Below are 22,395 nucleotides of genomic sequence, written 5' to 3'. Positions count from 1 at the left end.
CTCGCCCCTGTGTTCGTCAGGAACGATTGTTTAACATGATAAATAAGTCAACCTCTTGTCATGACAATTATTCGCGTGACAAGGAGGGAGGCGGCGCAATACGCGCGATGCGTTCGGAGCGTCGTTTGACGGACGAGATCACCCGGTCGGCCATTGGGCTCGGGCCCTACACCCAGTCGCTGGCGTTGGCGCTGTTGCGCACGCGCGAAAGCGTCATGTCGCGCTTCCGCCCCATCCTGCGCGAGCACGATGTCACCGAGCAGCAGTGGCGGGTCCTGCGCACCCTGGCCGAGGTCGGCGAGATCGAGGTCACGGCGCTGGCCGAGCGCATCTGCCTGCTGCCGTCCAGCCTGTCGCGAATCCTCAAGGACCTGGTGGCGCGCGGCCTGATCCAGCGCCGCTCGGTGGTCGAGGATCTGCGCCGGGGCCTGGTCAGCATCCAGCCGGCCGGCATCGCGCTGATCCTGGAGGTCGTGCCGCACAGCAAGCGCGCCAACGCCGAGATCGAGGAAGCCTTCGGCGTGGCGCGCATCGCGGCCCTGAAGACCGAGCTGAACGCCTTGGCCGAAGCGCTGAACGGCCCGCCGATCTTCGAGGACTAGTCCAGCGCGCCCGGATTGAGCGCGCGCAGCAGCTCTTCCAGTTCGTGGGTCAGGCGGGCCAGGTTCTCCGCGTCCAGGCGCGTGGCCAGGTCGGTGTAGATCGGGTCGAAGTTCGGGGCGACCTCGTCGATCAGGGCTGCGCCCTTGGGCGTCAGTTCGTGGAAGGCGCGGCGGGCGTCCTCCGGATCGGGGCGGCGCAGGATCAGGCCGCGCTCGGCCAGGCTGCGCAGGATCCGCGTCAGGCTGGGTCCTAGCAGGAACGATCGGCGGCCCAGGTCGGAGATGTCCGACGACGGGTCGCTGCGGATCAGCAGCAGGATCCGCCACTGCTGGTCGGTCAGGTCGTGTTCCTGGAAGACGTCGCGGAAGCGCACCGAGAACGCTTCGCGCGCACGGTGCAGCAGGACCGGGAGGCGCCGCAGGTCGGACGGTCTGTCTTCGAGTAGGCCTGCCACCCGTTCGCTCCTCGTCGTCATTCTTTTCCGTCGCAGTCTAAGGGCCGCGGCGCAGCCCGCCATCCTTGGGCGTCTCGCGGTTCTAGGCAAGACGGCCTTTCGGGAAGCCGATCTTGCCGCTGTTTCGGAGCGCTTGCACAAAGAAATATAACACGTTAAGTAACTCGGGGCGTCATGCGAACGTCATGGTCAGAAAGCGGTCTGCGGGGAGGCAGAGTGGCTGTCGGCGCAATACAAAACACGGACTCGATGAGCGGCTCGCCCGACGCAGCGGCGCGCGATGTCCTGGTCCGCGCCGTGCGGCTGGAGAGCGAAGGCGTGCTGTCCTTCGTGCTGGAGGCCTGCGACGGCCAACCGCTGCCGCCCTTCGAGCCCGGCGCCCACATCGACCTGCATCTGCCGATGGGCGTTCGTCAGTACTCGCTGATCAATGACGGCGCGGCGGGGGTCTATGAGATCGCCGTGGGCCTGGACCGCGCCGGGCGCGGCGGCTCGACGTGGCTGCACAAGGAGCTTCGGCCGGGTATGGTCCTGAAGGCCAGTTCGCCGCGAAACACCTTTCCGCTGGACGAGACCGCGCCCTACACCGCGCTGTTCGCCGGCGGCGTCGGGGTAACGCCGATCCGGGCCATGGCCGTGCGCCTGGCCGCCCAGGGGCGGCCGTTCTCGCTGCTGTACGCGGCCCGCTCCAAGGCCAGCGCCGCCTTCGCCGCCGAGCTGGCGGGCTTGAAGGGCGCGAAGCTGCATTTCGACGCCGAGGCCGGCGGGCCGGCCGATCTGGCCGCCGCCATCGCCGCCGTGCCGGCCGGGGCCAAGCTCTATTGCTGCGGCCCGGCCTCGATGATCGAGGCCTTCACCGCCGCGACCCAGGGCCGTCCCGAGCATCTGGTCAGCGTCGAGCGCTTCGGCGCGGCGCCCATCCAGGGCGAGGCCGGCGGCTTCGTCGTCGAACTGGCCCGCTCGGGTCGGTCGATCGAGGTCGGGCCGACGCAGACCATTCTCGACGCGCTGGCGGCAGCCGGGATCGCCGCGCCGTCGTCGTGCCGCAACGGGGTTTGCGGGACCTGCGAGACCACCGTGCTGGCCGGCGAGCCCGACCACCGGGACATGATCCTCAGCGAGGCCGAACGCGCGGTGGGCGGCTCGATGATGATCTGCTGCTCGCGGGCCAAGAGCCCGAAACTGACACTGGATCTGTAAGGGAGGGGGAGACAATGAGCTCGAACACCGTGGACGCGCCGACCGCCTACGGTCGCCCGGAGCCGACGTTCTTCGAGGAGCTGACCCGCGTGGGTCAGGGGACCCCGATGGGCGAGCTGCTGCGTCGCTACTGGCATCCCATCGGCCTGACCGCCGACGCCGGAGACAAGCCGCGCCAGGTGCGCGTGCTGGGCGAGGACCTGATCCTGTTCCGCGATGGCCAGGGGACCCCCGGCCTGCTGCATCCCCGCTGCGCCCATCGCGGCGCCTCGCTGTACTATGGCCGGGTCGAGGAAGACGGCCTGCGCTGCTGCTATCACGGCTGGAAGTTCGCCGCCGACGGTCGCTGCCTGGAGCAGCCCTGCGAGCCGGACCTGGGCGCGGCCACCTGCGACAAGGTTCGCCAGCCGCACTATCCGGTCGAGGAGCGCTACGGCCTGATCTTCGCCTATCTGGGTCCGGCGCACCTGAAGCCGGCCCTGCCGCGCTACGACGTGCTGGAAACCCTGGGCGCCGGCGAGTTCATCGAGGCCGACGACAGCAGCATCGGCAGCGGCGGCCCGGTCGTGGTGCCCTGCAACTGGCTGCAGCACTTCGAGAACGTCATGGACCCGTTCCACGTGCCGATCCTGCACGGCTCGTTCAGCGGCAACCAGTTCATCGCCAAGATGGCGCTGATGCCCAAGGTGACCTTCGAATATACCGAGCGCGGCGTTCGTTCGGTCCAGCTGCGTGACCTCGATCACGGCACGCATCGCCGCATCACCGAGGCCGTCCTGCCGACCGTCCGCGCCGTGGCCAGCCCGCGCGCCGAAACGGACGGTCCGTGCTCGCTGCTGGGCTGGGTGCTGCCGATCGACGACACCAGCTTCCGCATCTATTCGGCCGGCCGCGTCACCGAAGTGGGGGCGCTGTCCAAGATCCGCTCGCACTTCAATGGCAAGCTCTGGCACGAGCTGACCGAGGAAGAGCATCAGGCCTTCCCCGGCGACTACGAGGCCCAGGTCAGCCAGGGCGCGATCACCTATCACTCGGAGGAGAACCTGACCTCCACCGATCAGGGCCTGGCCATGCTGCGCCGGGTGTATCGCCGACAGCTGGCCGAGGTCGCCGCCGGCCGCAATCCGATGGGCGTGGCCTTCGACGAGGAAAGCGCCCTGGTGCGCCTGGACGCCGGCACCGCCGTCGTCGCCAAGGGGGCCGTGGCGTGACGCAAGGTCGGCAGCATTTCATCAACGGCGCCTGGACGCCGGCCCGCGCTCCGGACGCCCTGGTGGCGATCAATCCGGCCGACGGCCAGCGCGTGGCCCGCTTCGCCCAGGCCGAGACCGGCGAGGTCGACGCCGCGGTCATGGCGGCTCGCGCCGCTTTTCCGGGCTGGGTCGAGACCGCGCTCGAGGAGCGCCTGGCGCTGCTGAAACGCGTCGCCGACGGGATCGCGGCCGCCGGCGACGAGCTGGCGGCGCTGATCACGGCCCAGATGGGCTGTCCGACCAGCTTCTGCCGCGCCGCTCAGATCGGCCTGCCAATCGGCGACATCCACACCACCATCGCCGCCGCCGAGCGGCTGCATGACGAGACCCTGGGCCGCTCGCTGGTCCAGAAGGATCCGATCGGCGTGGTCGTGGCCATCACGCCCTGGAACTTCCCGCTGCACCAGATCATGGCCAAGGTCGGTCCGGCCCTGGCCGCCGGCTGCACCGTGGTGCTCAAGCCCAGCGAGGTCACGCCCCTGGATGCGGCCGTCATGGCCCGGATCTTCGACGATGCGGGCGCGCCGGCCGGTGTGTTCAACGTCGTGTTCGGCGGTCGCGAGACCGGCGAGGCGCTGGTCAGCCATCCCGAGGTCGACATGATCTCGTTCACCGGCTCGACCCGTGGCGGGCGCGCCGTGGCCGCCGCCGCGGCCGGCGACCTGAAGAAGCTGTCGCTGGAACTGGGCGGCAAGTCGGCCAACCTGATCCTGGACGACGCCGACCTGGAGACGGTGGTGCCCGCCGCCCTGGGCCAGGCCTTCATCAATTCCGGCCAGGTCTGCGCGGCCCTGTCGCGCCTGATCGTGCCGGCCAGTCAGAAGGCGCAGGTCGAGGCGATCGCCGCCGAGGCCGCCAAGGGCTGGACCCTGGGCGATCCCGCCGATCCGGCCACGCGCCTGGGTCCGCTGGCCACCCACGCCCAGCAGGCGGGCGTGCGCCAGGCCGTGAAGGACGCGATCGGGCAGGGCGCCCGGGTCGTCGCCGGCGGCCTGGACATTCCGGCCGAGCTCGCCGCCGGGGCCTATGTCGCCGCCACGGTGCTGAGCGATGTCACGTCCGACGCGCCGATCGCCCAGCACGAGACCTTCGGCCCCGTGCTGACCATCCTGACCTATGCCGACGAAGCCGAGGCCGTGCGCATCGCCAACGACACCCGCTATGGCCTGTCGGGCGGGGTGTGGTCGGCCGATGAGGCCCGCGCCGTCGCGCTGGCCCGCCGCCTGCGCACGGGCCAGGTCGTCATCAACGGCGCTGGCCTGGACCTGGCCGCGCCGTTCGGCGGCGTCAAGCAATCGGGCCTGGGTCGCGAGAACGGGGCCTATGGCCTGGAAGAGTTCGTCGCGCCCAAGGCCATCACCCGTCCGCAGGCCTGAAGGCCGCCCCGCTCTAGTCGAAGGTAGTTCCCATGTCCGACGCGTTCGCCAACACCGCTCTGGCCCATGTCGCCGCTATCCCGCCGTATCCGCCCGGCCGTCCGATCTCGGCAGTGGCGCGCGAGTTCGGGCTGGACCCGGCCAAGATCGTCAAGCTGGCCTCCAACGAGAACCCGATGGGCTGTTCGCCCAAGGCCCTGGAGGCGATCGCCCAGTGCGCCGCCGACACCCGCTTCTATCCGGACTTCGACAACTACAGCCTGCGCGAGGCGCTGGCGGCGGCCAACGGCGTCAGCTTCGACCAGGTGCTGCCGGGCGCAGGCTCCAGCGACCTGATCCTGCAGGTCTCGCGCGGCTGGCTGGACGCCACCCGCCACGCCATCGTCCCGCAATATTCGTTCGCCGCCTATGAGAGCACCGCCGCCGCGCAAGGCGCCAATACCGTGGTCGTGCCGGCCAAGGGCTGGGACCACGACCTGGACGCCCTGGCCGCCAAGGTCACCGACGAGACGGCGGTGATCTTCCTGGCCACGCCGAACAATCCGATCGGCACCGCCGTCGCGCCCGCCGACCTGGAAGCCTTCCTGGCCGCCGTGCCCGCCCATGTGCTGGTGGTGCTGGACGAGGCCTATCGCGAGTTCCTGCCCGCCGCCGAGCAGCCCGACCTCAAGCGCCTGATGGCGATCCGCGAGAACCTGCTGGTCCTGCGCACCTTCTCCAAGATCCACGGCCTGGCCGCCCTGCGCGTCGGCTACGGCATTGCGCGTCCGGAAATCCTCAGCATCCTCAAGCGCCTGCAGATGCCTTTTGCAGTGTCGAGCGCGGGTCAGGCCGCTGCCGAGGCCGCCCTGGCCGACACCGACTTCGCCCAGGCCTATCACGACCTGAACGCTCGCGAGCGCGACCGTCTGCAGGCCGCCTTCGCCAGCTTCGGCCTGGCCTATGTGCCGTCCAAGGCCAACTTCATCCTGTTCGAGGTCGGCGACGGTCCGGCCGTGGCCCAGGCCCTGATGCGCCGCGGCGTCATCACCCGTCCGGTCGCCAACTATGGCTTGAAGACCTGGCTGCGGGTGTCGATCGGCCTGCCGGAAGAGAACGGCATCTTCCTGTCGAACCTGGGCGAAGTCCTGGCCCAGCGGGCCGCCTGATCATGCTGGAAGGCGATACGCTCTCGATCCTCGAACAGCTGATCGCCTTCCAGACGGTCAGCCGCGACAGCAATCTGGACCTGATCGACGCGGCCGAGGCCTATCTAACGGGCGTCGGCGCGCGCTGCCGGCGCACCTATGACGCCGGCGGCCGCAAGGCCAACCTGCTGGCCTCGTTCGGTGACGGGGAGGGCGGGATCGTCTTCTCCGGCCACACCGACGTGGTGCCGATCGACGGCCAGGACTGGGCGACCGATCCCTTCGTCATGACGATCGACGGCGATCGCGCCTATGGCCGCGGCGTCGCCGACATGAAGGGCTTCATCGCCGTGGTGCTGGCCGCTGCGCCGGGCATGGCCAACAGCGGTCGGCCGTTCCACATCGCGCTGTCCTATGACGAGGAGGTCGGGTGCCTGGGCGCGCCGGCCCTGGTCGCCGATCTGGTGGCGGCGGGCCTGAAGCCCTCGGGCTGCGTGATCGGCGAGCCGACCGGCATGCGTCCGATCGTCGGCCACAAGGGCGCGGCCGCCTATGCCGTCGAGGTGCGCGGTCTGGCCGTCCACTCGTCCCTGGCCCCGCAAGGCGTCAACGCGATCTATTACGCCGCTCGGGTGCTGGAGCGCCTGCGCCAGATGGGCGAGGCCCTGAAGGCCGAGGAGCCGCGCGACGACGGCTACGACGTGCCGTACTCGACCATCAGCCCCGGCGTGATCACCGGCGGGGCGGCGACCAACATCGTGCCCGAGCACTGCACATTCCGCTTCGACCTGCGTCACCTGCCGGGCACCCGGCCCGAGACCCTGGTCGAGGAACTGAGGCGCTGGAGCCGTGACACGCTCGAACCGGAGATGCGCGAGGTCTCGGCCCAGCCGGGGATCACGATCCGGCGGCTGGGCGTGGTCCCGGCCTTCCAGGCCGACCGCAGCGACCCGTTCATCCGCCGGGTCGAACGCGCGTGCGCCAGCAACGGCGCGCCCGCCTATGTCGCGTTTGGCACCGAGGCGGGGATTTTCCAGGAGGCCGGTGTGCCGACGATCGTCTGCGGGCCGGGCCATATCGAACAGGCTCACAAGCCCGATGAGTTCGTCGATCTGAACCAGCTGACGCTTTGCGAGGCTTTCGTCGCCCACTTGATCGGCGCCGAGGAAAATACCGGCGCCTGAGCTTCAAAAAAGCTCTAGCGCTTGATAATTAACGAGTTAAGTTGTTTTCGAAGCGGTCGTTGGAGGCCGCCACAGGGGGAGTATCAGAGTATGGCCGTCACCGGAGGGCAAGCGCTCGTCGAACAGCTGAAGCGCGAAGGCGTCGAGGTGATCTTCGGCATCCCCGGCGTGCAACTGGATTGGGCAGTCGACGCCCTGTGCGACGCCGTCGACGACATCGAGTTCATCGTGCCGCGCCACGAACAGGCGACCTCGTACATGGCCGACGGCTATGCGCGCGCCACCGGCAAGGAGGGCGTCTGCATGATGGTCCCCGGGCCGGGCATGCTGAACGCCCTGGCGGGCTTGTCGACCGCCCTGGCCTGCAACTCGCGCGTCCTGTTCATCAGCGGCCAGATCCCGTCGGCGACGATCGGCAAGGGTCACGGCATGCTGCACGAGATCCCCGACCAGACCGGCATCCTGAAGTCGCTGACCAAGTGGAGCGGCATCGCGATGCGTCCCGAGGAGGTCCCGGCCCTGGTGCACGAGGCCTTTGTCCAGCTGCGCTCGGGCCGCCCGCGCCCGGTGGCCATCGAGGTGCCGCCGGACGTGCTGCAGACCACGATGGACGCGGTCGCCTATTTCGACGCCGCGCCCTATGCGCCGGACGCCGTGGACGCGACCCTCGTCGCCAAGGCGGCCGAGCTTCTGGCCGGCGCGCGCTTCCCGGTGATCTGCGCCGGCGGCGGCGTGGGCGCGGCCGATGCGGGCGAGGCCCTGCGTGAGCTGGCTGAAGCCCTGCAGGCCCCGATCGTGATGACCGAAGGCGCGCGCGGCGCGGTCGCGGCCGACCATGACCTGGCCCTGACCACCTTGGGCGGCCGCTGCGTGCTGCCGCATGCCGACGTCGTGCTGGTGGCCGGCTCGCGCTTCCTGAACGCCCTGGCCCAGCCGACCCACGCGGCCGAGGGCTGCCAGTACATCTATCTGAACATCGACGAGGCCGCCCTGGGCGCGCCGCGCAAGCCGGGCGTCGCGATCAAGGGCGACGTCACCGTCGGTCTCGCGGCGATCAAGGCGGCGCTGCCGGCCCAGTCCCGCGCCTCGCGCGCCGCTGACGTGGCGAAGGTGAAGGCCTGGGAAGCCGCGCAGTTCGACGAGATCAAGCCTCAGGCCGACTATCTGGCTGTCCTGCGCGACCATATCGGCGACAAGGGCGTGCTGGTCGGCGAGCTGACCCAGGTCGGCTACTTCGCCAGCGTCGCCTATCCGGTCCGCGCGCCGCGCACCTATCTGACGCCGGGCTATCAGGGCACGCTGGGCTACGGCTTCCCCACGGCCCTGGGCGTCGCGGTCGGCAACCCGCACGAGCGTACCGTTTCGATCACCGGCGACGGCGGCTTCGGCTGGGGGCTGAACGACCTGGCGACCGCCGCCAAGTACGGCCTGAACCTGACGACCGTGGTCTTCGCCGACAACCGCTTCGGCAACGTCCAGCGCATCCAGCGCCGCACGTTCGGCCGCGAGTTCGCCGTCGAACTGCACAATCCCGACTTCGACCTGCTGGCCAAGGCGTTCGGCGTCCGCGCCGCCCGGGTCAGCGATCCGCAAGGTCTGGCCAAGGCGCTGGAAGAGGCCAAGGCCGCCGGCGGTCCGGCCCTGATCGAGGTGCAGGTCTCGGAAATGCCCAGCCCCTGGGCGCTGATCCACCCGTTCGTGCCGCCGGCCTCGCCGCCGCCCGCCAACCCGCTTGGCGACCCGAAGGTCATCTGATCATGAGCAACGACGTCAAACCCGCTTCCGGCTCCCCCAGCTGGTACCCCTGGTACGTCACCGGGGTCCTGATGGTCGCCTATGTGCTGTCGTTCCTGGACCGGCAGATCCTGTATCTGATGGTCGAGCCGATCAAAGCCGACCTGAAGATCAGCGACTTCCAGTTCTCGCTGCTGACCGGCGGCGCCTTCGGGATCTTCTACACCCTGATGGGCCTGCCGATCGGCTGGCTGGCCGACCGCTATAACCGCAAGAAGCTGATCGCCGCCGGCATTGCCGCCTGGAGCGTGATGACCGCCTTCTGCGGCCTGTCGCGCAGCTATATCGAGCTGTTCCTGGCTCGCGTGGGCGTCGGGGTAGGGGAGGCGACCTTGTCGCCCTCGGCCTATTCGATGCTGTCGGACTCGTTCGACAAGGCCCGTCTGCCCAAGGCGATGAGCTTCTACACCTTCGGCATCTTCATCGGCTCGGGCCTGGCCATGATCATCGGCGGTCAGGTGATCGCCGCGGTCGCCGCCAAGCCTGACATCGTGCTGCCGATCTTCGGCGCGATGCGCTCGTGGCACATGGTGTTCATCATCGTCGGTCTGCCGGGTCTGCTGGTCAGCCTGTGGATGCTGACCCTGAAGGAGCCGGCCCGCACCGGCGTGGTCGTCAAGAAGGCAAAGGCGGCGTTCCCGTTCGCCGAGGTGCTGGGCTTCATCCGCAGCCATCCGCTGATGTCGGTGTCGATGTTCCTGGGCTCGGCCTTCTTCTCGGTCCTGGCCTATGCCGACAGCTGGTATCCGGAACTGTTCATCCGCCTGTGGGGCTGGGACGTCGGGGCCAGCGGTCGCATCAACGGCGCCTCGTCGCTGATCGGCGGTCCGCTGGGCCTGCTGTTCGCCGGCTGGTGCTCCAGCCGCTGGCTGGCCCAGGGCAAGACCGACGCCTGCCTGCGCCTGACGGCCCTGGCGGCGGTCGGGATCACCATCCCCGCCGTGGCCCTTCCGCTGATGCCCAACGCCCAGGCGATGGCCTTCATGCTGTTCCCGTTCAAGTTCTTCATCGGCTTCACGCCGGTGCTGATCCCCTCGGCTCTGCAGATGGTCGCGCCCAATCACCTGCGCGCCCAGCTCGGCGCCGTCTTCCTGTTCACCACCGGCATCATCGGCATCAGCATGGGCCCGATCCTGCCGGCCTTCCTCAGCGACTTCGTGTTCCAGGGCTCCCGCGCCCTGCCGCACGCCCTGGCCTCGGCCGCCCTGGTCATTGGACCGCTGACCTTCGCCCTCCTGTGGGTGGGTCTGCGCCAGTACCGGGAGCGCTTCGCGCAAGCCGCCGCCGAAACCACGACCGCCTAGCGCCCGCGACAAGGACAACGACAATGCGCATCAACATCGCCGCCGCCGCTCTCTGTCTCCTGATGGCCTCGGCCGCTCCGGCCGCCCTGGCCCAGGAGGCGCTCAAGGCTCCGCCCAAGGGCGCCGCCGCCCAGGACCCCATGTCGGGCCGCGCCACCTCGGAAGAGCTGTCTAGCGTCACCCGCCACAGCACCGTCATCAACGGCGCCAAGATCAACTACACGGCCACGGCCGGCACGCTGACGATCCAGAGCCATGAGGGCGACCCCAGCGCCAGCATGTTCTACGTCGCCTATGTCGCCGACCGTCCGGCCGGCGCCCCGCCACGTCCGGTGACCTTCCTGTTCAACGGCGGTCCGGGTTCGGCCAGCCACTGGCTGAACATCGGCGGCATCGGTCCCGTCCAGGCCGTGGTCCATGCGCCTAAGGCCACGGGCCCCGCGCCCTACGTCCTGCAGAACAGCCCCGGCAGCATCCTGGACAAGAGCGACCTGGTCTTCGTGGACGCGGTCGGCACCGGCTATTCGCGCCCGATCGGCGATACCCCGACCAAGACCTTCTGGGGCACCGAGCAGGACATGGACAGCTTTGCGCGGTTCATCACTCGCTACGTGACCGTCAACGAGCGCTGGGGTTCGCCCAAGTACCTTTTCGGCGAGTCCTACGGCACCACCCGCGCCGCCGGCCTGGTCTATCGCCTGCAGAACCAGGGCATGCAGTTCAACGGCGTCGTGCTGCTGTCGCTGGTCGTCAACGGCGACGGCGGTCAGGACAACGACTACGCCGTGCTGGTCCCGACCTATGCCGCGACCGCCTGGTACCACAACCGCCTGCAGAACCGTCCGGCCGACCTCAAGGCCTACATGGCCGAGGTGCGCGAGTTCGCGCGTGGTCCCTACACCCTGGCCCTGGGCCGCGGTCACGCCCTGCCGCTGGAGGAAAAGCGCAAGGTCGCCGAACAGTTGTCGGCCTATGTCGGCCTGCCGGTCGACTATCTGATGAGCCGCAACCTGCGGGTCGATCTGGAGTCCTACCGCCGCGAGCTGCTGCGCGCCGACGCCAAGATCACCGGCCGCTTCGACGCCCGCTTCACCGCGCCCCACGCCTACGGGGCGATGAGCGGCTCGTTCGACCCGGCCACCGACGACCCGGCGACCGCCGGCGTCTCCAGCGCCTATCTGTCGACCTATCGCGACTATCTGAGCCGCGACCTGAAGTGGCGTTCGCCGATGAACTTCCGCTCGCTGAACAACATGGAGATCGCGGCGGCCTGGGATCATCGCCACCGCGCGCCGGGCAATCGGATGCTGAACTCGCCCAATGTGGCCCTCGACCTGGCCGCGGCCATGCGCAGCAATCCGCAGCTGCAAGTCCTGGCGATGAGCGGCTACTACGACATGTCGACGCCGTTCTTCTCGGGCGAATACGGCATGGACCACATGCTGCTGGAGCCCAGCCTGATCGGCAACGTGGACTACAAGATCTACGAGACCGGCCACATGGCCTTCAACGACAAGCTGGCGCTGGAGAAGATGAAGCGCGACCTGGATGCCTTCTACGACCGCTCGTCCAAGCCCTCGCAGCCTCAGTAGGCCGATCGCCGCCGGTCGGGGGTATCCCGGCCGGCGGGCGCATTCGAAGTATTGCAGAGTAAGTCGAAGTGTAGACGCCGCCCCGGGCCTTGCCGCCCGTGGGCGCGTTTTCATGTCTGGGGCAGGCGGTACCGACAGTGGGTAAGGATCGAAAGCGTTGTTGCGAGAGCACGCAAGTTCAAATTTCTTGCAAGGTATCAAATATCTGAAATTGCGAGAGTTTTGCGGGATTCTTGGGACGTGTAAGCCGGACTTCGCTCCCTTTTTCATCATGTCGCGGAAAACAAATTAACTTGACAAATTTCTCTCCGCGCAAAACACATAACATGTGAAATAAATAGCACGTCCCCGGGAAACACCCTTCCTGGAATGGCCGGCCCAAGAACAAGGGGGAATAAAAATGCGTCAGAGTCTCAAGCTCGTCCTGTTGGCCTCGTCCATCGCCACGCCGGCCTTCGCTCAGAGCGCCGCGCAGCCGGAGTCGACGATCGAGGAGATCATCGTCACGGCGACCCGTCAGGCGACCTCGATCAACCGCACGCCGCTCAGCATCACCGCCGTCACCCAGGAAAGCCTGGACCGTCAGGGCATCGAAGACGCCGCCGACCTGGCGCGTAGCGTGCCGGGCCTCAGCGTCAGCAACGTCGGCTCCAACAGCGCGGTCCAGACCATCTCCATTCGCGGCGTCGTGCCCCAGGCCGGCGCGGCCACCACCGGCGTCTATCTGGACGACAGCCCGCTGACCAAGCGCGGCGGCCCTGCCGGCAGCGGCACGCCGATCCCGCTGCTGTTCGACCTGGAGCGCGTCGAAGTGCTGCGCGGCCCGCAAGGCACGTTGTACGGCGGCGGTTCGCAGGGCGGCACGGTCCGCTTCATCACCCCCAAGCCCAGCCTGACGACGATGTCGGGCCACGCTCGCACCAACGTCTCGAAGACCAAGTCGGGCGACTGGAACTATGATGGCGGCATCGCCATGGGCGGCCCGATCGTCGAGGACAAGCTGGGCTTCCGCGCCAGCGTCATCGGTCGCCACACCGGTGGCTATATCGACTATGTCGATCGTCTGAGCGGCAAGACCTTCAAGAAGGACGCCAACTCGTCCGACGCCGCCGCGGCCCGCATCTCGTTCCTCTGGCAGGCCAACGACAAGCTGACGATCAATCCGTCGCTGTACTGGTCGATGCAGAAGACCCGCCAGGACGACTACTACTGGCGCAATGTCGCCCAGCACACCACGCCGGGCAGCGCCACCAACCCGTCGCGCACCTACGGCCCGTACAATTACTACGGCAAGGGCAACTACACCTCGGGCGACGTCTGCAACGTCGGCGACGACTTCGCCGGCCAGTTCGGCAACTGCATGCCCAAGGTCGGCGTGCGCAACGAGCTGCTGCTGCCCTCGGTCTCGGCCGAGTACGAGTTCGAGCACATGACCGTGCTGGGCGTCCTGACCTATGTGAAGGACAACAGCCGCGGCAACATGAACTTCTCCTACCAGGAGCCGCAGAACCACCAGGGCGGCTACCCGTTCATCGCCAAGCTGCCGATCTACGAGTCGTATCCCTGGTACGACAACAAGCGCGACGGCTTCACCGGCGAACTGCGCTTCTCCTCGGCCAATCCGGACTCGCGTCTGAGCTGGGTGGCGGGCGTCTACTACAGCGACATCACCATCAAGGCGCTGACCGAGTACCGCGCCAACGTCGCCGACCTGACCCAGGCGGTGTACGGCCTGCCGCCGGAGCGCATCTTTGGCGTGCCGCTGCTGCCGGGCAATCTCGAGTACTATCGCGACCACGACATGACCGACAACGAAGTGGCCGCCTATGGCGAGGCCACCTTCAGCGTCACCGACAAGTTCAAGCTAATCGGCGGCCTACGTCTGTCGCGTACGGATCTCGACTACTCGCAGATCACGGCCGGTCCGATCTCGGGCATCAGCGTCCCGACCGTCGCCAATGGCGGGATCATCCTGGGCCAGATCGCCGAAAAGCAGGTCTCGCCCAAGGTCGGCTTCCAGTACTTCTACGACGGTTCCAACTCGATCTTCGGCACCATCTCCAGCGGCTATCGCGTCGGCGGCGTCAACCAGCGTCCGCCCGTGCGTTGCGCCGCGGACCTGGCCTCGCTGGGCATCACCGGCACGCCGGACACCTATGACAGCGACACGGTCTGGAACTACGAGCTGGGCGCCAAGGTCAATCTGTTCGGGGCGCAGATCAACGGCAGCGTCTATCGCCTGGAATGGGATCAGACCCAGACCAACTATGGCCTGCCGACCTGCGGCTTTACCTATACCGTCAACGCCGGCAAGGCGATCAGCCAGGGTGTCGACCTGGACATCAAGGCCAATCTGGGCGCGGGTTTCACCGTCAACGCCGCCATCGGCTACAGCGACGCCGAATATGTCGAGGGCGTGGTCGGCCCGGCGCCGAACAACACGGTCTACCTGAAGAAGGGCGACCCGCTGCCGGTGCCGGACTGGAAGCTGGCCCTGGGCCTGCAGTACGCCTTCAGCCTGGGCGGTCGCGAGGGCTACATCCGCGCCGACTACCAGTACGCCTCGTCCTACTGGAGCGGCGTGACCTTCGGCTCGGCGGGCTACTCGCCCGACGTCAACGGCCAGCGCGAGGCGACCCACTTCGTCACCGCCCGCGCCGGCCTGGACCTGACCGACAAGGTCGAACTGGCCCTGTTCGCCGACAACCTGTTCAACTCGCAGGACGTCCTGGCGGTCCACAACTCCAACGGCCGCTCGGGCTGCGTGGCCAGCTCGGGTCCGTCGTGCTCGGTCTACCGCCAGTTCAACCCGGTCTATCGCGAGGTCACGTTCCGGCCGCGCACGGTCGGGGTCTCGGCCAGCTACCGCTTCTAAGCGGACTTTCCGCGGGCCCGGCCACTGGTCGGGCCCGCTTCTTTTTCCAAGTCATATCGGGAGCCGAGATGGACCGCCCGCATCGCCGCCTGCGCCTTGGCGCGGCCCTGGCTGCTCTGACCCTGGCCGCCGCGCCGGCCGCCTTCGCTCAAGTCCCTTCCGCCAAATTTGCGGCCATGGACGTCTTCAAGCTGGAGAGCGCGAACGATCCGCAGCTCTCGCCGGACGGCGGGCAGATCGCCTATGTCCGCCGCGCGGCCGACGTCATGATCGACCGCTATCGCTCGTCGATCTGGTTGATCGACGCCAAGACCGGCGAGCAGCGCGCCCTGGTCGCCGGAGCTGCCTCGGCCTCGGCCCCGCGCTGGTCGCCCGACGGCCGGCGGCTGCTCTACAGCGCCGGTCCGGAACTGCGTGTGCTGGACCTAGCGACCCGCGCCGACTGGTCGCTGGGCAAGCTGGGCGGCGGCGCGCGCGGGGCGATTTGGTCGCCCGATGGGGCCAGCATCGCCTATCTCCGCTTCGTCGAGGCCAAGCCGCCCAGCTTCGCGACGCCGCGGGCCCCGCCGCAGGGCGCCGAATGGGGCCCGCCGGCCAAGATCTACGATCGTCTGGACGTCCACGCCGACGGCGCGGGGTTCCTCAAGCCCGGTGCGACGCAGATCTTCGTCCTGCCTGTCGAAGGCGGTACCGAGCGCCAGGTCACCCAAGGGACCGTCAGCTACGGCGACATCGCCTGGCTGGGGCAGGGGGCTCTGGTCGCCAGCGCCAACGCCAATCCGGACGCCGACCTCGATCCGCGCGAGAGCGATCTTTTCCGTATCGACCTCTTCACCGGCCAGGCCACGGCCCTGACCTCGCGCAAGGGCCCCGACGCCCAGCCGGCCGTGTCGCCGGACGGCCGTCGCATCGCCTATGTTGGCTATGACGACCGCAAGGTCTCGTGGCAGACCAACCAGCTCTACGTGATGAACGCCGACGGCTCGGGCGCGCGCAGCGTGAGCGCCGGCCTGGACCGCTCGCTGTCTTCCCCGACCTTCACGCCCGATGGCGCGGCGATCCTGGTCACGGCGATGTCCGAAGGCCGCATCGAGCTGCTGCGCGTCACGTTGGATGGCAAGATCACCACCCTGGCCACGGACCTCAACGAGGGCGCGGGCGGCCGGCCCTATGTCGGGGGATCCTACAGCGTGGCCAAGCGCAAGGATGGCGGCCTGTCGATCGCCTACACGCAAGGCCGCGCCGACCGTCCGTCGGATATCGCCCTGATGGCCTCGGGCGCGAGCGCCAAGCGGCTGACCGACCTCAACCAGGACGCCCTGGGCGGCGTGGCCATGGCTCAGGTCCGCAAGCTGCCGGTGAAGAGCAGCGCCGACAGCCGGGCGATCGATGCCTGGATGCTGCTGCCGCCTGACTACCAGCCCGGCAAGCGCTATCCGACCATCCTGGAGATTCATGGCGGCCCGGCGATCATGTACGGCCCGGCCTTCGCCGCCGAGCTGCAGCGCTTCGCCGCCGAGGGTTTCGTCGTGCTGTTCGCCAACCAGCGCGGCTCGCTGGGTTATGGCGAGGACTTCGCCCTGACCATCGACCGCACCTATCCCGGCCAGGATGATCTGGCCGACCTGATGAGCGTGGTCGACGCCGCCGTGGCGGCCGAGGTCGCCGATCCCCAGCGGCTGTTCGTCACTGGCGGTTCGGCCGGCGGGGCGATGACGGCCTGGATCGTCGGCAACACCGATCGCTTCGCCGCCGCCGTGGTGGTCAATCCAGTGATCAATTGGGTCAGCACCATGCTGGCGGGCGACACCGCCGCCCACGTGGCCCGCCACCAGATCCGCGCCATGCCGTGGGATGATTTGGATCTCTTCTGGAAGCTGTCGCCGCTGTCCCGCGCCGGCCACGTCAAGACGCCCACCATGGTGATGGTCGGCGAGGAGGACTGGCGCACGCCGCCGGCCGAGGCCGAGCAGTTCTACACCGCCCTGAAGCTGCGCGGCGTCGACAGCGCCCTGGCCCGCATCCCGGGCTCGGGCCACAACATCGGCGCGCGGCCCACCCAGTTCATCGCCAAGACCGACAACATCATCGGCTGGTTCCGCGCCCACGATCCTGCGCGGCCCCAGCAAGGAGCCGCCAAGCCATGACCCGCAACGCTTTCCGCCTGGCTGCTGTGGCGGTCGGGGTTCTGGCCCTGTCGACCGCCGCTCAGGCTGCCGATGCACCGCCGGCCAAGCCGCCCGCCGCGGCTTCCGCCGCCGGTCCGACCAGCGTCATGCGCGGCGCGGTGACCATCGAAGGCAAGAAGCTCGCCTACACCGCCAAGGCCGGCCGCCTGACCCTGACCAGCGGCGACAACAAGCCGGCCGCCTACATGTTCTACGTCGCCTATGTCGCCGACCGCGTGCCGGGCGCGCCCGAGCGGCCGGTGACCTTCGTCTACAACGGCGGTCCGGGCTCCTCGACGGTGTGGCTGCACATGGGCGGCCTGTCGCCGGTCTATGCCCGCACCGACAGCCCGGCCCCGACCCGGCCTTCGGGCAACCCTCTGGTCGAGAACGACCAGTCGATCCTGGACCGCACCGACCTCGTCTTCCTGGACGCCATCGGCACCGGCTATTCGCGCCTGGCCTCGCCGGACCTGGCCAAGGAGTTCTACGGCATCGACAAGGACGCCGCCGCCTTCGCCCAGGCGATCCGGCGCTACGTCGCCGAGAACCAGCGCTGGGACGCGCCGAAATACGTGCTGGGCGAGTCCTACGGCTCCCCGCGTTCGGCGGTGCTGGCCCACAAGCTGGCGTCCAGCAACATCAACCTGAACGGCGTCGTGCTGATGTCGTCGATCCTGAACTTCGGCCAGCATGCCTCGGGCCTGGATCGCGAGCCGGTCAACCTGATCCCGACCTATGCCGCCTCGGCCTGGTACCACCAGCGGGTGCCGCGCGGGGAGGGGCTGGAGGCCCACGTCCAGCAGGCCCGCGACTTCGCGCTCGGCCCCTACGCCGCCGCCCTGTCCAAGGGCCACAAGCTGCCGGCCGCCGAGCGCGCCGCCACGGCCCAGCGGCTGGAAGCCCTGACCGGCGTCTCGGCCCAGTACTGGGACCGCGCCAACCTGCGGGTGCTGGCGCCGCGCTTCACTGCCGAGCTGCTGCGCGACCAGGGCAAGATCATCGGCTCGTCGGACACCCGCTTCACCGGCACGCCCGGCGACGGCGTGCAGGAGCGGGCGGGGGCTGACCCGGCGGGCGGCATCGGCGCGGCCTATGTCTCCGGCTTCAACCGCCACGTGGCCGGAACGCTGAAATACGCGCCGGAGATGGACTACATCGTCGTCGACGGGGCGATGATGGACCGCTGGACCTGGAGCCACCAGCCGCCCGGCGGTGCGCCGTTCCAGTACTCGGGCGCCAACACCACCGTCGACCTGGCCGTGGCCATGCGCGCCAACCCGCACCTGAAGGTGCTGTCGCTGAGCGGCTACTACGACCTGACCACGCCGTTCTTCGCCACCGAGTGGGACCTGGCGCACATGAACCTGCCGCCGGCCCTGGCGGCCAACATCACCGAGCGTTACCTGCCCGGTGGCCACATGCCCTATCTGGACCAGCCGGGCCTGCAGGCCATGCGCCGCGAGCTGGTCAGCTTCTACGACCAGGCAGCCGGCCGATGATCGCGCGCGCCGCAAGCCTGGCCGTCCTGGCCCTGGTCGCGTTCGGCAGAGCCCAGGCCGCCGAGCGGACCTATGTCCACGCCGGCAAGCTGCTGGCCGATCCGGCCACCGGCAAGGTTACGACCAACCAGACCCTGGTTATCGAGGACGGTCGCGTGGTCGAGGTCCGCGACGGTTTCGTGGGCGAGGGCAGTGTGGTCGACCTGCGCCAGCGCTTCGTGCTGCCGGGCCTGATCGACAGTCACGTGCACCTGACCAACCAGCCGGGCCCCGACAGCCGCTACAACAAGTTCGCTCGCAGCGACTCCGCCGCCGCCATCCAAGGCGCGAGCAACGCGAAGAAGACACTGGAGGCGGGCTTTACCACCGTCGCCGACCTGGGCGCGCCCAGCGATGCGATCGTGGCCCTGCGCAACGGCATCGCCTCAGGCCAGGTCAGCGGGCCGCGGATTATCGCCTCGGCGGGAATGATCTCGCCGCACGGCGGCCATGGCGACGTCAATGGCGTCAAGTCGGACCTGATCCCGCACATGCGCTCCGGCGGGGTCTGCTCGGGTCCTGACGATTGCCGCCGAGCGGTGCGCGAGCGCATCCAGGCCGGGGCCGACATCATCAAGATCACCGCCACCGGCGGGGTTACCTCCGACGCCAACACCGGCCTTGGCCAGCACTTCTCGAAGGGCGAGCTGGAGGCCATCGTCGAGACGGCGCACTTCATGAACCGCACGGTCACCGGCCACGCCCACGGCACGGACGGGATCAACAGCTTTCTGGCGGCCGGCGGCGACAGCGTCGAGCATGGCACCTTCCAGAACGACGAATCCGTGCGGCTATTCGTCCAGACCAGGGCCTGGTTCATCCCGACCCTGCTGGTCGGCGACTACGTGGCGCGCCAGGCCGAGAAGGCCGATTCCGGCATGACCGACAACCAGCGGGCCAAGTCGCGCTCGTCGGGCCACGACATGAAGGCCATCGTCCGCCGCGCCCACAAGGCCGGGGTGCGTATCGCCTTCGGCACCGACACCGGGGTGTCGCCACATGGCGAGAACGCCCGCGAGTTCGCGCTACTGGTGCAATCGGGCCTGACCCCACTGGAAGCCATCCGCACCGCCACGGTCAACGCCGCCGAGCACTTCCGCATGGACAAGGAGATCGGTCGCCTGACGCCGGGATTTGCAGCTGACCTCATCGCCGTTGAGGGGGATCCACTGACAGACGTGACGGAGCTTGAACGGCCGATCTATGTGATGAAGGAAGGCCGCGCGGCGAGCGCCGGACGTCTGTTGTCCGGAGGCTAGTCAGCGCGTCAAGAACATGCTGGCGATGACGCAGTCGGTTATCGTGCAAACGTTAAGGCGTGCTGGCTCTCTCGAAGAGGCGACCGAAACATTTGCAGGCGCGCCTACTAGCGATGGCTGCCGCCAACGATCTTCTGGTTAATCGGCGCTGGGCGGGCGCATCGCTCCGCGTGCTTCTTGTTCGAACCCTGACGCCATTCGGTGTCGGCCCGGGGCGCCAGGTCGAACTGATTGGTCCTGACGTTGTGATTCCTGCGCATAATGCGACATCGCTAGCTCTCGGCATCCACGAGATGGCGACGAATGCCGCGAAGTACGGTGCGTTCACGCGCGAAGACGGCATCGTGCGCATCGGCTGGGCGATCAGCGACGTCGCTGCGCGCCCGCGCTTGCGCCTGATCTGGCCTAGAGCGGCGGCCCCGAAGTCTCTCCGCCGAAGCGCACGGGGTTCGGGACCCGCTTTATCGAGCGCGTTCTCGCCGGGAAGACCGGCGGCAAGGCCAAGATCGACTACCAGCCAACGGGCGTTGTCTTGCTGGTTGAAATCCCGCTGGCGCCCGGCGAGTGAGGCGAGGCGTTCCAACCCAAGGATGCTCACGCCGACGGTCCAGCCTTTTGCAGACGGGGCGACCCAACACGCTAAGCTGAATGGCGCATTCCTGGAAGGGTGTCAGAGTCCGCTTGTGGCGCATATGGTCCCGAAGACGCCGCCGCCGCCCGACGAAGTCAGCGCCGGTTGATCTGTCGTCCTGCTGGTGCGATAGCGGGGCCGGGTGCCCGGTCGTGTCGGCCGGTCAGGTTTTTCGTTGGTCGGGCCGCCAGCGCGGAGACCTGTGCATGCATGCCAAGACCCGCAAACCTTCCGTTCTTCGTGAGTTCCTCGACAGCGGCGCGGCCGGCGGCCTGCTGCTGATGGCGGCGGCCATTCTGGCGCTCTTCGTCGCCAATTCTCCCCTGGCGGAAGGTTACTTCGCCGCTCTGCACCTTCCGCTGGCCGGTCTCGACCTTCTTCACTGGATCAATGACGGCCTGATGGCGGTCTTCTTCCTGTTCGTGGGTTTGGAGATCAAGCGCGAGTTCCTGGACGGCCAGCTATCGACCTGGTCCAACCGCGCGCTGCCCTGCATCGCCGCGGCCGGCGGCGTCATCGTTCCAGGCCTGATCTACGCGGCCCTGAATGCGAGCAGCCCCCAGACCCTTCGCGGTTGGGCGATACCGACCGCCACCGACATCGCCTTCGCACTCGGCGTGCTGTCGCTGCTGGGATCTCGTGTTCCGACCAGCCTCAAGGTCTTCCTGGCGACGCTGGCCATTGTCGATGACCTTGTCGCGGTGCTCGTCATCGCCGTTTTCTATACGGCGGACATCAACCTTGCGGCCTTGATCGGCGCGGCGATCGCGGCTCTGTCGCTGCTGGCTCTCAATCGCCTAAAGGTCACCCGGCTGGCCCCTTATCTGATGCTCGGCGTGGCCTTGTGGGGACTCGTCCTGCTCTCAGGCGTACACGCCACCATCGCCGGCGTGGTCCTGGCGCTGACGATCCCTCTGCATGCGTCCAAGGGGGCGCCGGACGACGCCAATTCGCCGCTGCATCGCCTGGAGCACGCCCTGTCGCCCTGGGTGTCGTTCGTCATCGTCCCCGTATTCGGGTTCGCCAATGCGGGCGTCTCGTTCGCCGGCATGACGCCATCGGTCATCGCCGAGCCCGTCACCCTCGGAGTCGCCGCAGGCCTCTTCCTGGGGAAGCAGGCCGGCGTCTTCGCAGCGTCCTGGCTGGCGATCCGCCTCGGGATCGCCCGCCTGCCTGTCGCCGCATCCTGGGGGCAGCTCTACGGCGTCAGCCTGCTGTGCGGCATTGGCTTCACGATGAGCCTCTTCATCGGCCTGCTGGCCTTCGCCGATCCCGCGCTGCAGAACGAGGTCAAGGTCGGGGTGCTGGCCGGATCGCTCATCTCCGCGCTCGTCGGGGCCGCCTTGCTAAGCCTGGTCAAGCGTCGCCTGCCACCGCCACGGGACGAGGCTTGACGGCGCCGCCGCCCTAAAGCCCTTTCCGATCTGATCGAAACGATCGGTCGGATAAAAGGGCTTCAAATCAAAGGCCTGGAGCATTTTACCGATCCATTCGGATCGGAAAATGCTCTAGCGACTGCGCCAGCGTTCGAGATGGCCCAGGACGTCGGCGACCAGCTGCTCCTGGGTAAAGCCGGTGACGTCACGGGCGCGCGTGGCGTCATCCGAGGACGCCGACAGCCGCCACTCCATCTTCCGGCTGCGCTCGGGAACTTCCAGCGCGGTCAGCGCCGGGCGAGGCCGTTCGCGGGCGTCCAGCCGATAGTGGAAGTCCCGTCCATGCGTCGTGGGAGCGGTGAGGATGAGGCCGGCGCCCTCCCGCTCAACCTGAGCCACGAGGCCTTCGGCGTGCAAGGCTGCGCGCACGGTCTCGAGGGCCGGAAGGCCGGCGCGGTCGATCTGACGCTCGATTTCCTTTCGGCTCGCCGGCGCCAGGATCCGCTTGAGTTGCTCCGCCAGAGGCGGGGTTGTCAAACGGCGTTGAAAATTGACCCCCTATCGGCGTCCAAAATTGACCCCTCTGTTGGTTGTCCTGGGCTGGCGGCGAGGCGCGTAGCCATCAGCTAGCGCAGCGCGTCGCCGCCGGGTGAGCCGC

At 68.3% G+C, this 22,395-nt stretch carries 16 protein-coding genes; 14 read left to right on the top strand and 2 right to left on the bottom strand.

Annotated features, from left to right (window positions below):
- Positions 1-125: 125 nt before the first annotated feature.
- On the top strand, positions 126-602 hold the full coding sequence (hpaR, locus tag ABDW31_RS23310) for a homoprotocatechuate degradation operon regulator HpaR (RefSeq protein ID WP_343699679.1): 477 nt from the start codon (positions 126-128) through the stop codon (positions 600-602).
- Here the strand turns inward: hpaR and ABDW31_RS23305 are convergent.
- A complete protein-coding gene (locus tag ABDW31_RS23305) occupies positions 599-1,057 on the bottom strand; it encodes a MarR family transcriptional regulator (protein ID WP_343699678.1) in 459 nt (152 codons plus the stop codon). The two genes, hpaR and ABDW31_RS23305, sit on opposite strands and share 4 nt — an antisense overlap.
- A 249-nt stretch (positions 1,058-1,306) precedes the next feature.
- Between ABDW31_RS23305 and ABDW31_RS23300 the strand changes: the two genes are divergently transcribed.
- From ABDW31_RS23300 to nhaA, 13 genes are all read left to right on the top strand, one after another.
- Positions 1,307-2,257, top strand: a complete 951-nt coding sequence (locus ABDW31_RS23300) for a PDR/VanB family oxidoreductase (RefSeq protein WP_343699677.1) — start codon at positions 1,307-1,309, stop codon at positions 2,255-2,257.
- Positions 2,258-2,271: 14 nt separating this feature from the next.
- Positions 2,272-3,468 (top strand): aromatic ring-hydroxylating dioxygenase subunit alpha, encoded by a 1,197-nt coding sequence (locus tag ABDW31_RS23295; RefSeq protein ID WP_343699676.1) that lies wholly within the window; start codon positions 2,272-2,274, stop codon positions 3,466-3,468.
- Entirely contained in the window at positions 3,465-4,886 is a 1,422-nt protein-coding gene (locus ABDW31_RS23290; protein WP_343699675.1) for an aldehyde dehydrogenase family protein, read from the top strand. The genes ABDW31_RS23295 and ABDW31_RS23290 overlap by 4 nt, the downstream gene beginning before the upstream one ends.
- Before the next feature lie 32 nt (positions 4,887-4,918).
- Positions 4,919-6,034, top strand: a complete 1,116-nt coding sequence (gene hisC, locus ABDW31_RS23285; protein ID WP_343699674.1) for a histidinol-phosphate transaminase — start codon at positions 4,919-4,921, stop codon at positions 6,032-6,034.
- Positions 6,035-6,036: 2 nt separating this feature from the next.
- Positions 6,037-7,197 (top strand): acetylornithine deacetylase, encoded by a 1,161-nt coding sequence (gene argE, locus ABDW31_RS23280; RefSeq protein ID WP_343699673.1) that lies wholly within the window; start codon positions 6,037-6,039, stop codon positions 7,195-7,197.
- Between the two features lie 90 nt (positions 7,198-7,287).
- On the top strand, positions 7,288-8,952 hold the full coding sequence (locus tag ABDW31_RS23275; RefSeq protein ID WP_343699672.1) for a thiamine pyrophosphate-dependent enzyme: 1,665 nt from the start codon (positions 7,288-7,290) through the stop codon (positions 8,950-8,952).
- A 2-nt stretch (positions 8,953-8,954) separates the two neighbouring features.
- A complete protein-coding gene (locus tag ABDW31_RS23270) occupies positions 8,955-10,295 on the top strand; it encodes an MFS transporter (RefSeq protein WP_343699671.1) in 1,341 nt (446 codons plus the stop codon).
- A 23-nt stretch (positions 10,296-10,318) separates the two neighbouring features.
- Positions 10,319-11,887, top strand: a complete 1,569-nt coding sequence (locus ABDW31_RS23265; protein ID WP_343699670.1) for a peptidase S10 — start codon at positions 10,319-10,321, stop codon at positions 11,885-11,887.
- A gap of 400 nt (positions 11,888-12,287) precedes the next feature.
- Positions 12,288-14,762, top strand: coding sequence for a TonB-dependent receptor (locus tag ABDW31_RS23260; RefSeq protein ID WP_343699669.1), 2,475 nt, complete (start codon positions 12,288-12,290; stop codon positions 14,760-14,762).
- A gap of 68 nt (positions 14,763-14,830) precedes the next feature.
- A complete protein-coding gene (locus ABDW31_RS23255; protein ID WP_343699668.1) occupies positions 14,831-16,909 on the top strand; it encodes a S9 family peptidase in 2,079 nt (692 codons plus the stop codon).
- Positions 16,906-18,432: a peptidase S10 gene (locus ABDW31_RS23250; RefSeq protein WP_343699667.1), complete on the top strand. Its 1,527-nt coding sequence runs from the start codon at positions 16,906-16,908 to the stop codon at positions 18,430-18,432. The genes ABDW31_RS23255 and ABDW31_RS23250 overlap by 4 nt, the downstream gene beginning before the upstream one ends.
- Positions 18,429-19,730: an amidohydrolase family protein gene (locus ABDW31_RS23245; protein WP_343699666.1), complete on the top strand. Its 1,302-nt coding sequence runs from the start codon at positions 18,429-18,431 to the stop codon at positions 19,728-19,730. The genes ABDW31_RS23250 and ABDW31_RS23245 overlap by 4 nt, the downstream gene beginning before the upstream one ends.
- An 837-nt stretch (positions 19,731-20,567) precedes the next feature.
- Positions 20,568-21,755 (top strand): Na+/H+ antiporter NhaA, encoded by a 1,188-nt coding sequence (nhaA, locus tag ABDW31_RS23240; RefSeq protein WP_184714632.1) that lies wholly within the window; start codon positions 20,568-20,570, stop codon positions 21,753-21,755.
- Between the two features lie 114 nt (positions 21,756-21,869).
- Here nhaA and ABDW31_RS23235 read toward each other — a convergent pair whose 3' ends face one another.
- Positions 21,870-22,274: a hypothetical protein gene (locus ABDW31_RS23235; protein WP_343699665.1), complete on the bottom strand. Its 405-nt coding sequence runs from the start codon at positions 22,272-22,274 to the stop codon at positions 21,870-21,872.
- Positions 22,275-22,395 lie beyond the last annotated feature (121 nt).

The organism is Caulobacter sp., from assembly GCF_039596335.1.
Taxonomy (GTDB): domain Bacteria; phylum Pseudomonadota; class Alphaproteobacteria; order Caulobacterales; family Caulobacteraceae; genus Caulobacter.
This window is presented reverse-complemented; position numbering and strand designations above follow the sequence as displayed.

Excerpts from the sequence above, each read along its gene's own strand:
- ABDW31_RS23295 (WP_343699676.1), top strand. The coding sequence starts at position 2,272 with ATGAGCTCGAACACCGTGGACGCGCCGACCGCCTACGGTCGCCCGGAG.
- nhaA (WP_184714632.1), top strand. The coding sequence starts at position 20,568 with ATGCATGCCAAGACCCGCAAACCTTCCGTTCTTCGTGAGTTCCTCGAC.
- ABDW31_RS23260 (WP_343699669.1), top strand. The coding sequence starts at position 12,288 with ATGCGTCAGAGTCTCAAGCTCGTCCTGTTGGCCTCGTCCATCGCCACG.
- ABDW31_RS23255 (WP_343699668.1), top strand. The coding sequence starts at position 14,831 with ATGGACCGCCCGCATCGCCGCCTGCGCCTTGGCGCGGCCCTGGCTGCT.
- ABDW31_RS23275 (WP_343699672.1), top strand. The coding sequence starts at position 7,288 with ATGGCCGTCACCGGAGGGCAAGCGCTCGTCGAACAGCTGAAGCGCGAA.
- ABDW31_RS23300 (WP_343699677.1), top strand. The coding sequence starts at position 1,307 with ATGAGCGGCTCGCCCGACGCAGCGGCGCGCGATGTCCTGGTCCGCGCC.
- ABDW31_RS23250 (WP_343699667.1), top strand. The coding sequence starts at position 16,906 with ATGACCCGCAACGCTTTCCGCCTGGCTGCTGTGGCGGTCGGGGTTCTG.
- argE (WP_343699673.1), top strand. The coding sequence starts at position 6,037 with ATGCTGGAAGGCGATACGCTCTCGATCCTCGAACAGCTGATCGCCTTC.
- ABDW31_RS23265 (WP_343699670.1), top strand. The coding sequence starts at position 10,319 with ATGCGCATCAACATCGCCGCCGCCGCTCTCTGTCTCCTGATGGCCTCG.
- ABDW31_RS23270 (WP_343699671.1), top strand. The coding sequence starts at position 8,955 with ATGAGCAACGACGTCAAACCCGCTTCCGGCTCCCCCAGCTGGTACCCC.
- ABDW31_RS23245 (WP_343699666.1), top strand. The coding sequence starts at position 18,429 with ATGATCGCGCGCGCCGCAAGCCTGGCCGTCCTGGCCCTGGTCGCGTTC.
- hisC (WP_343699674.1), top strand. The coding sequence starts at position 4,919 with ATGTCCGACGCGTTCGCCAACACCGCTCTGGCCCATGTCGCCGCTATC.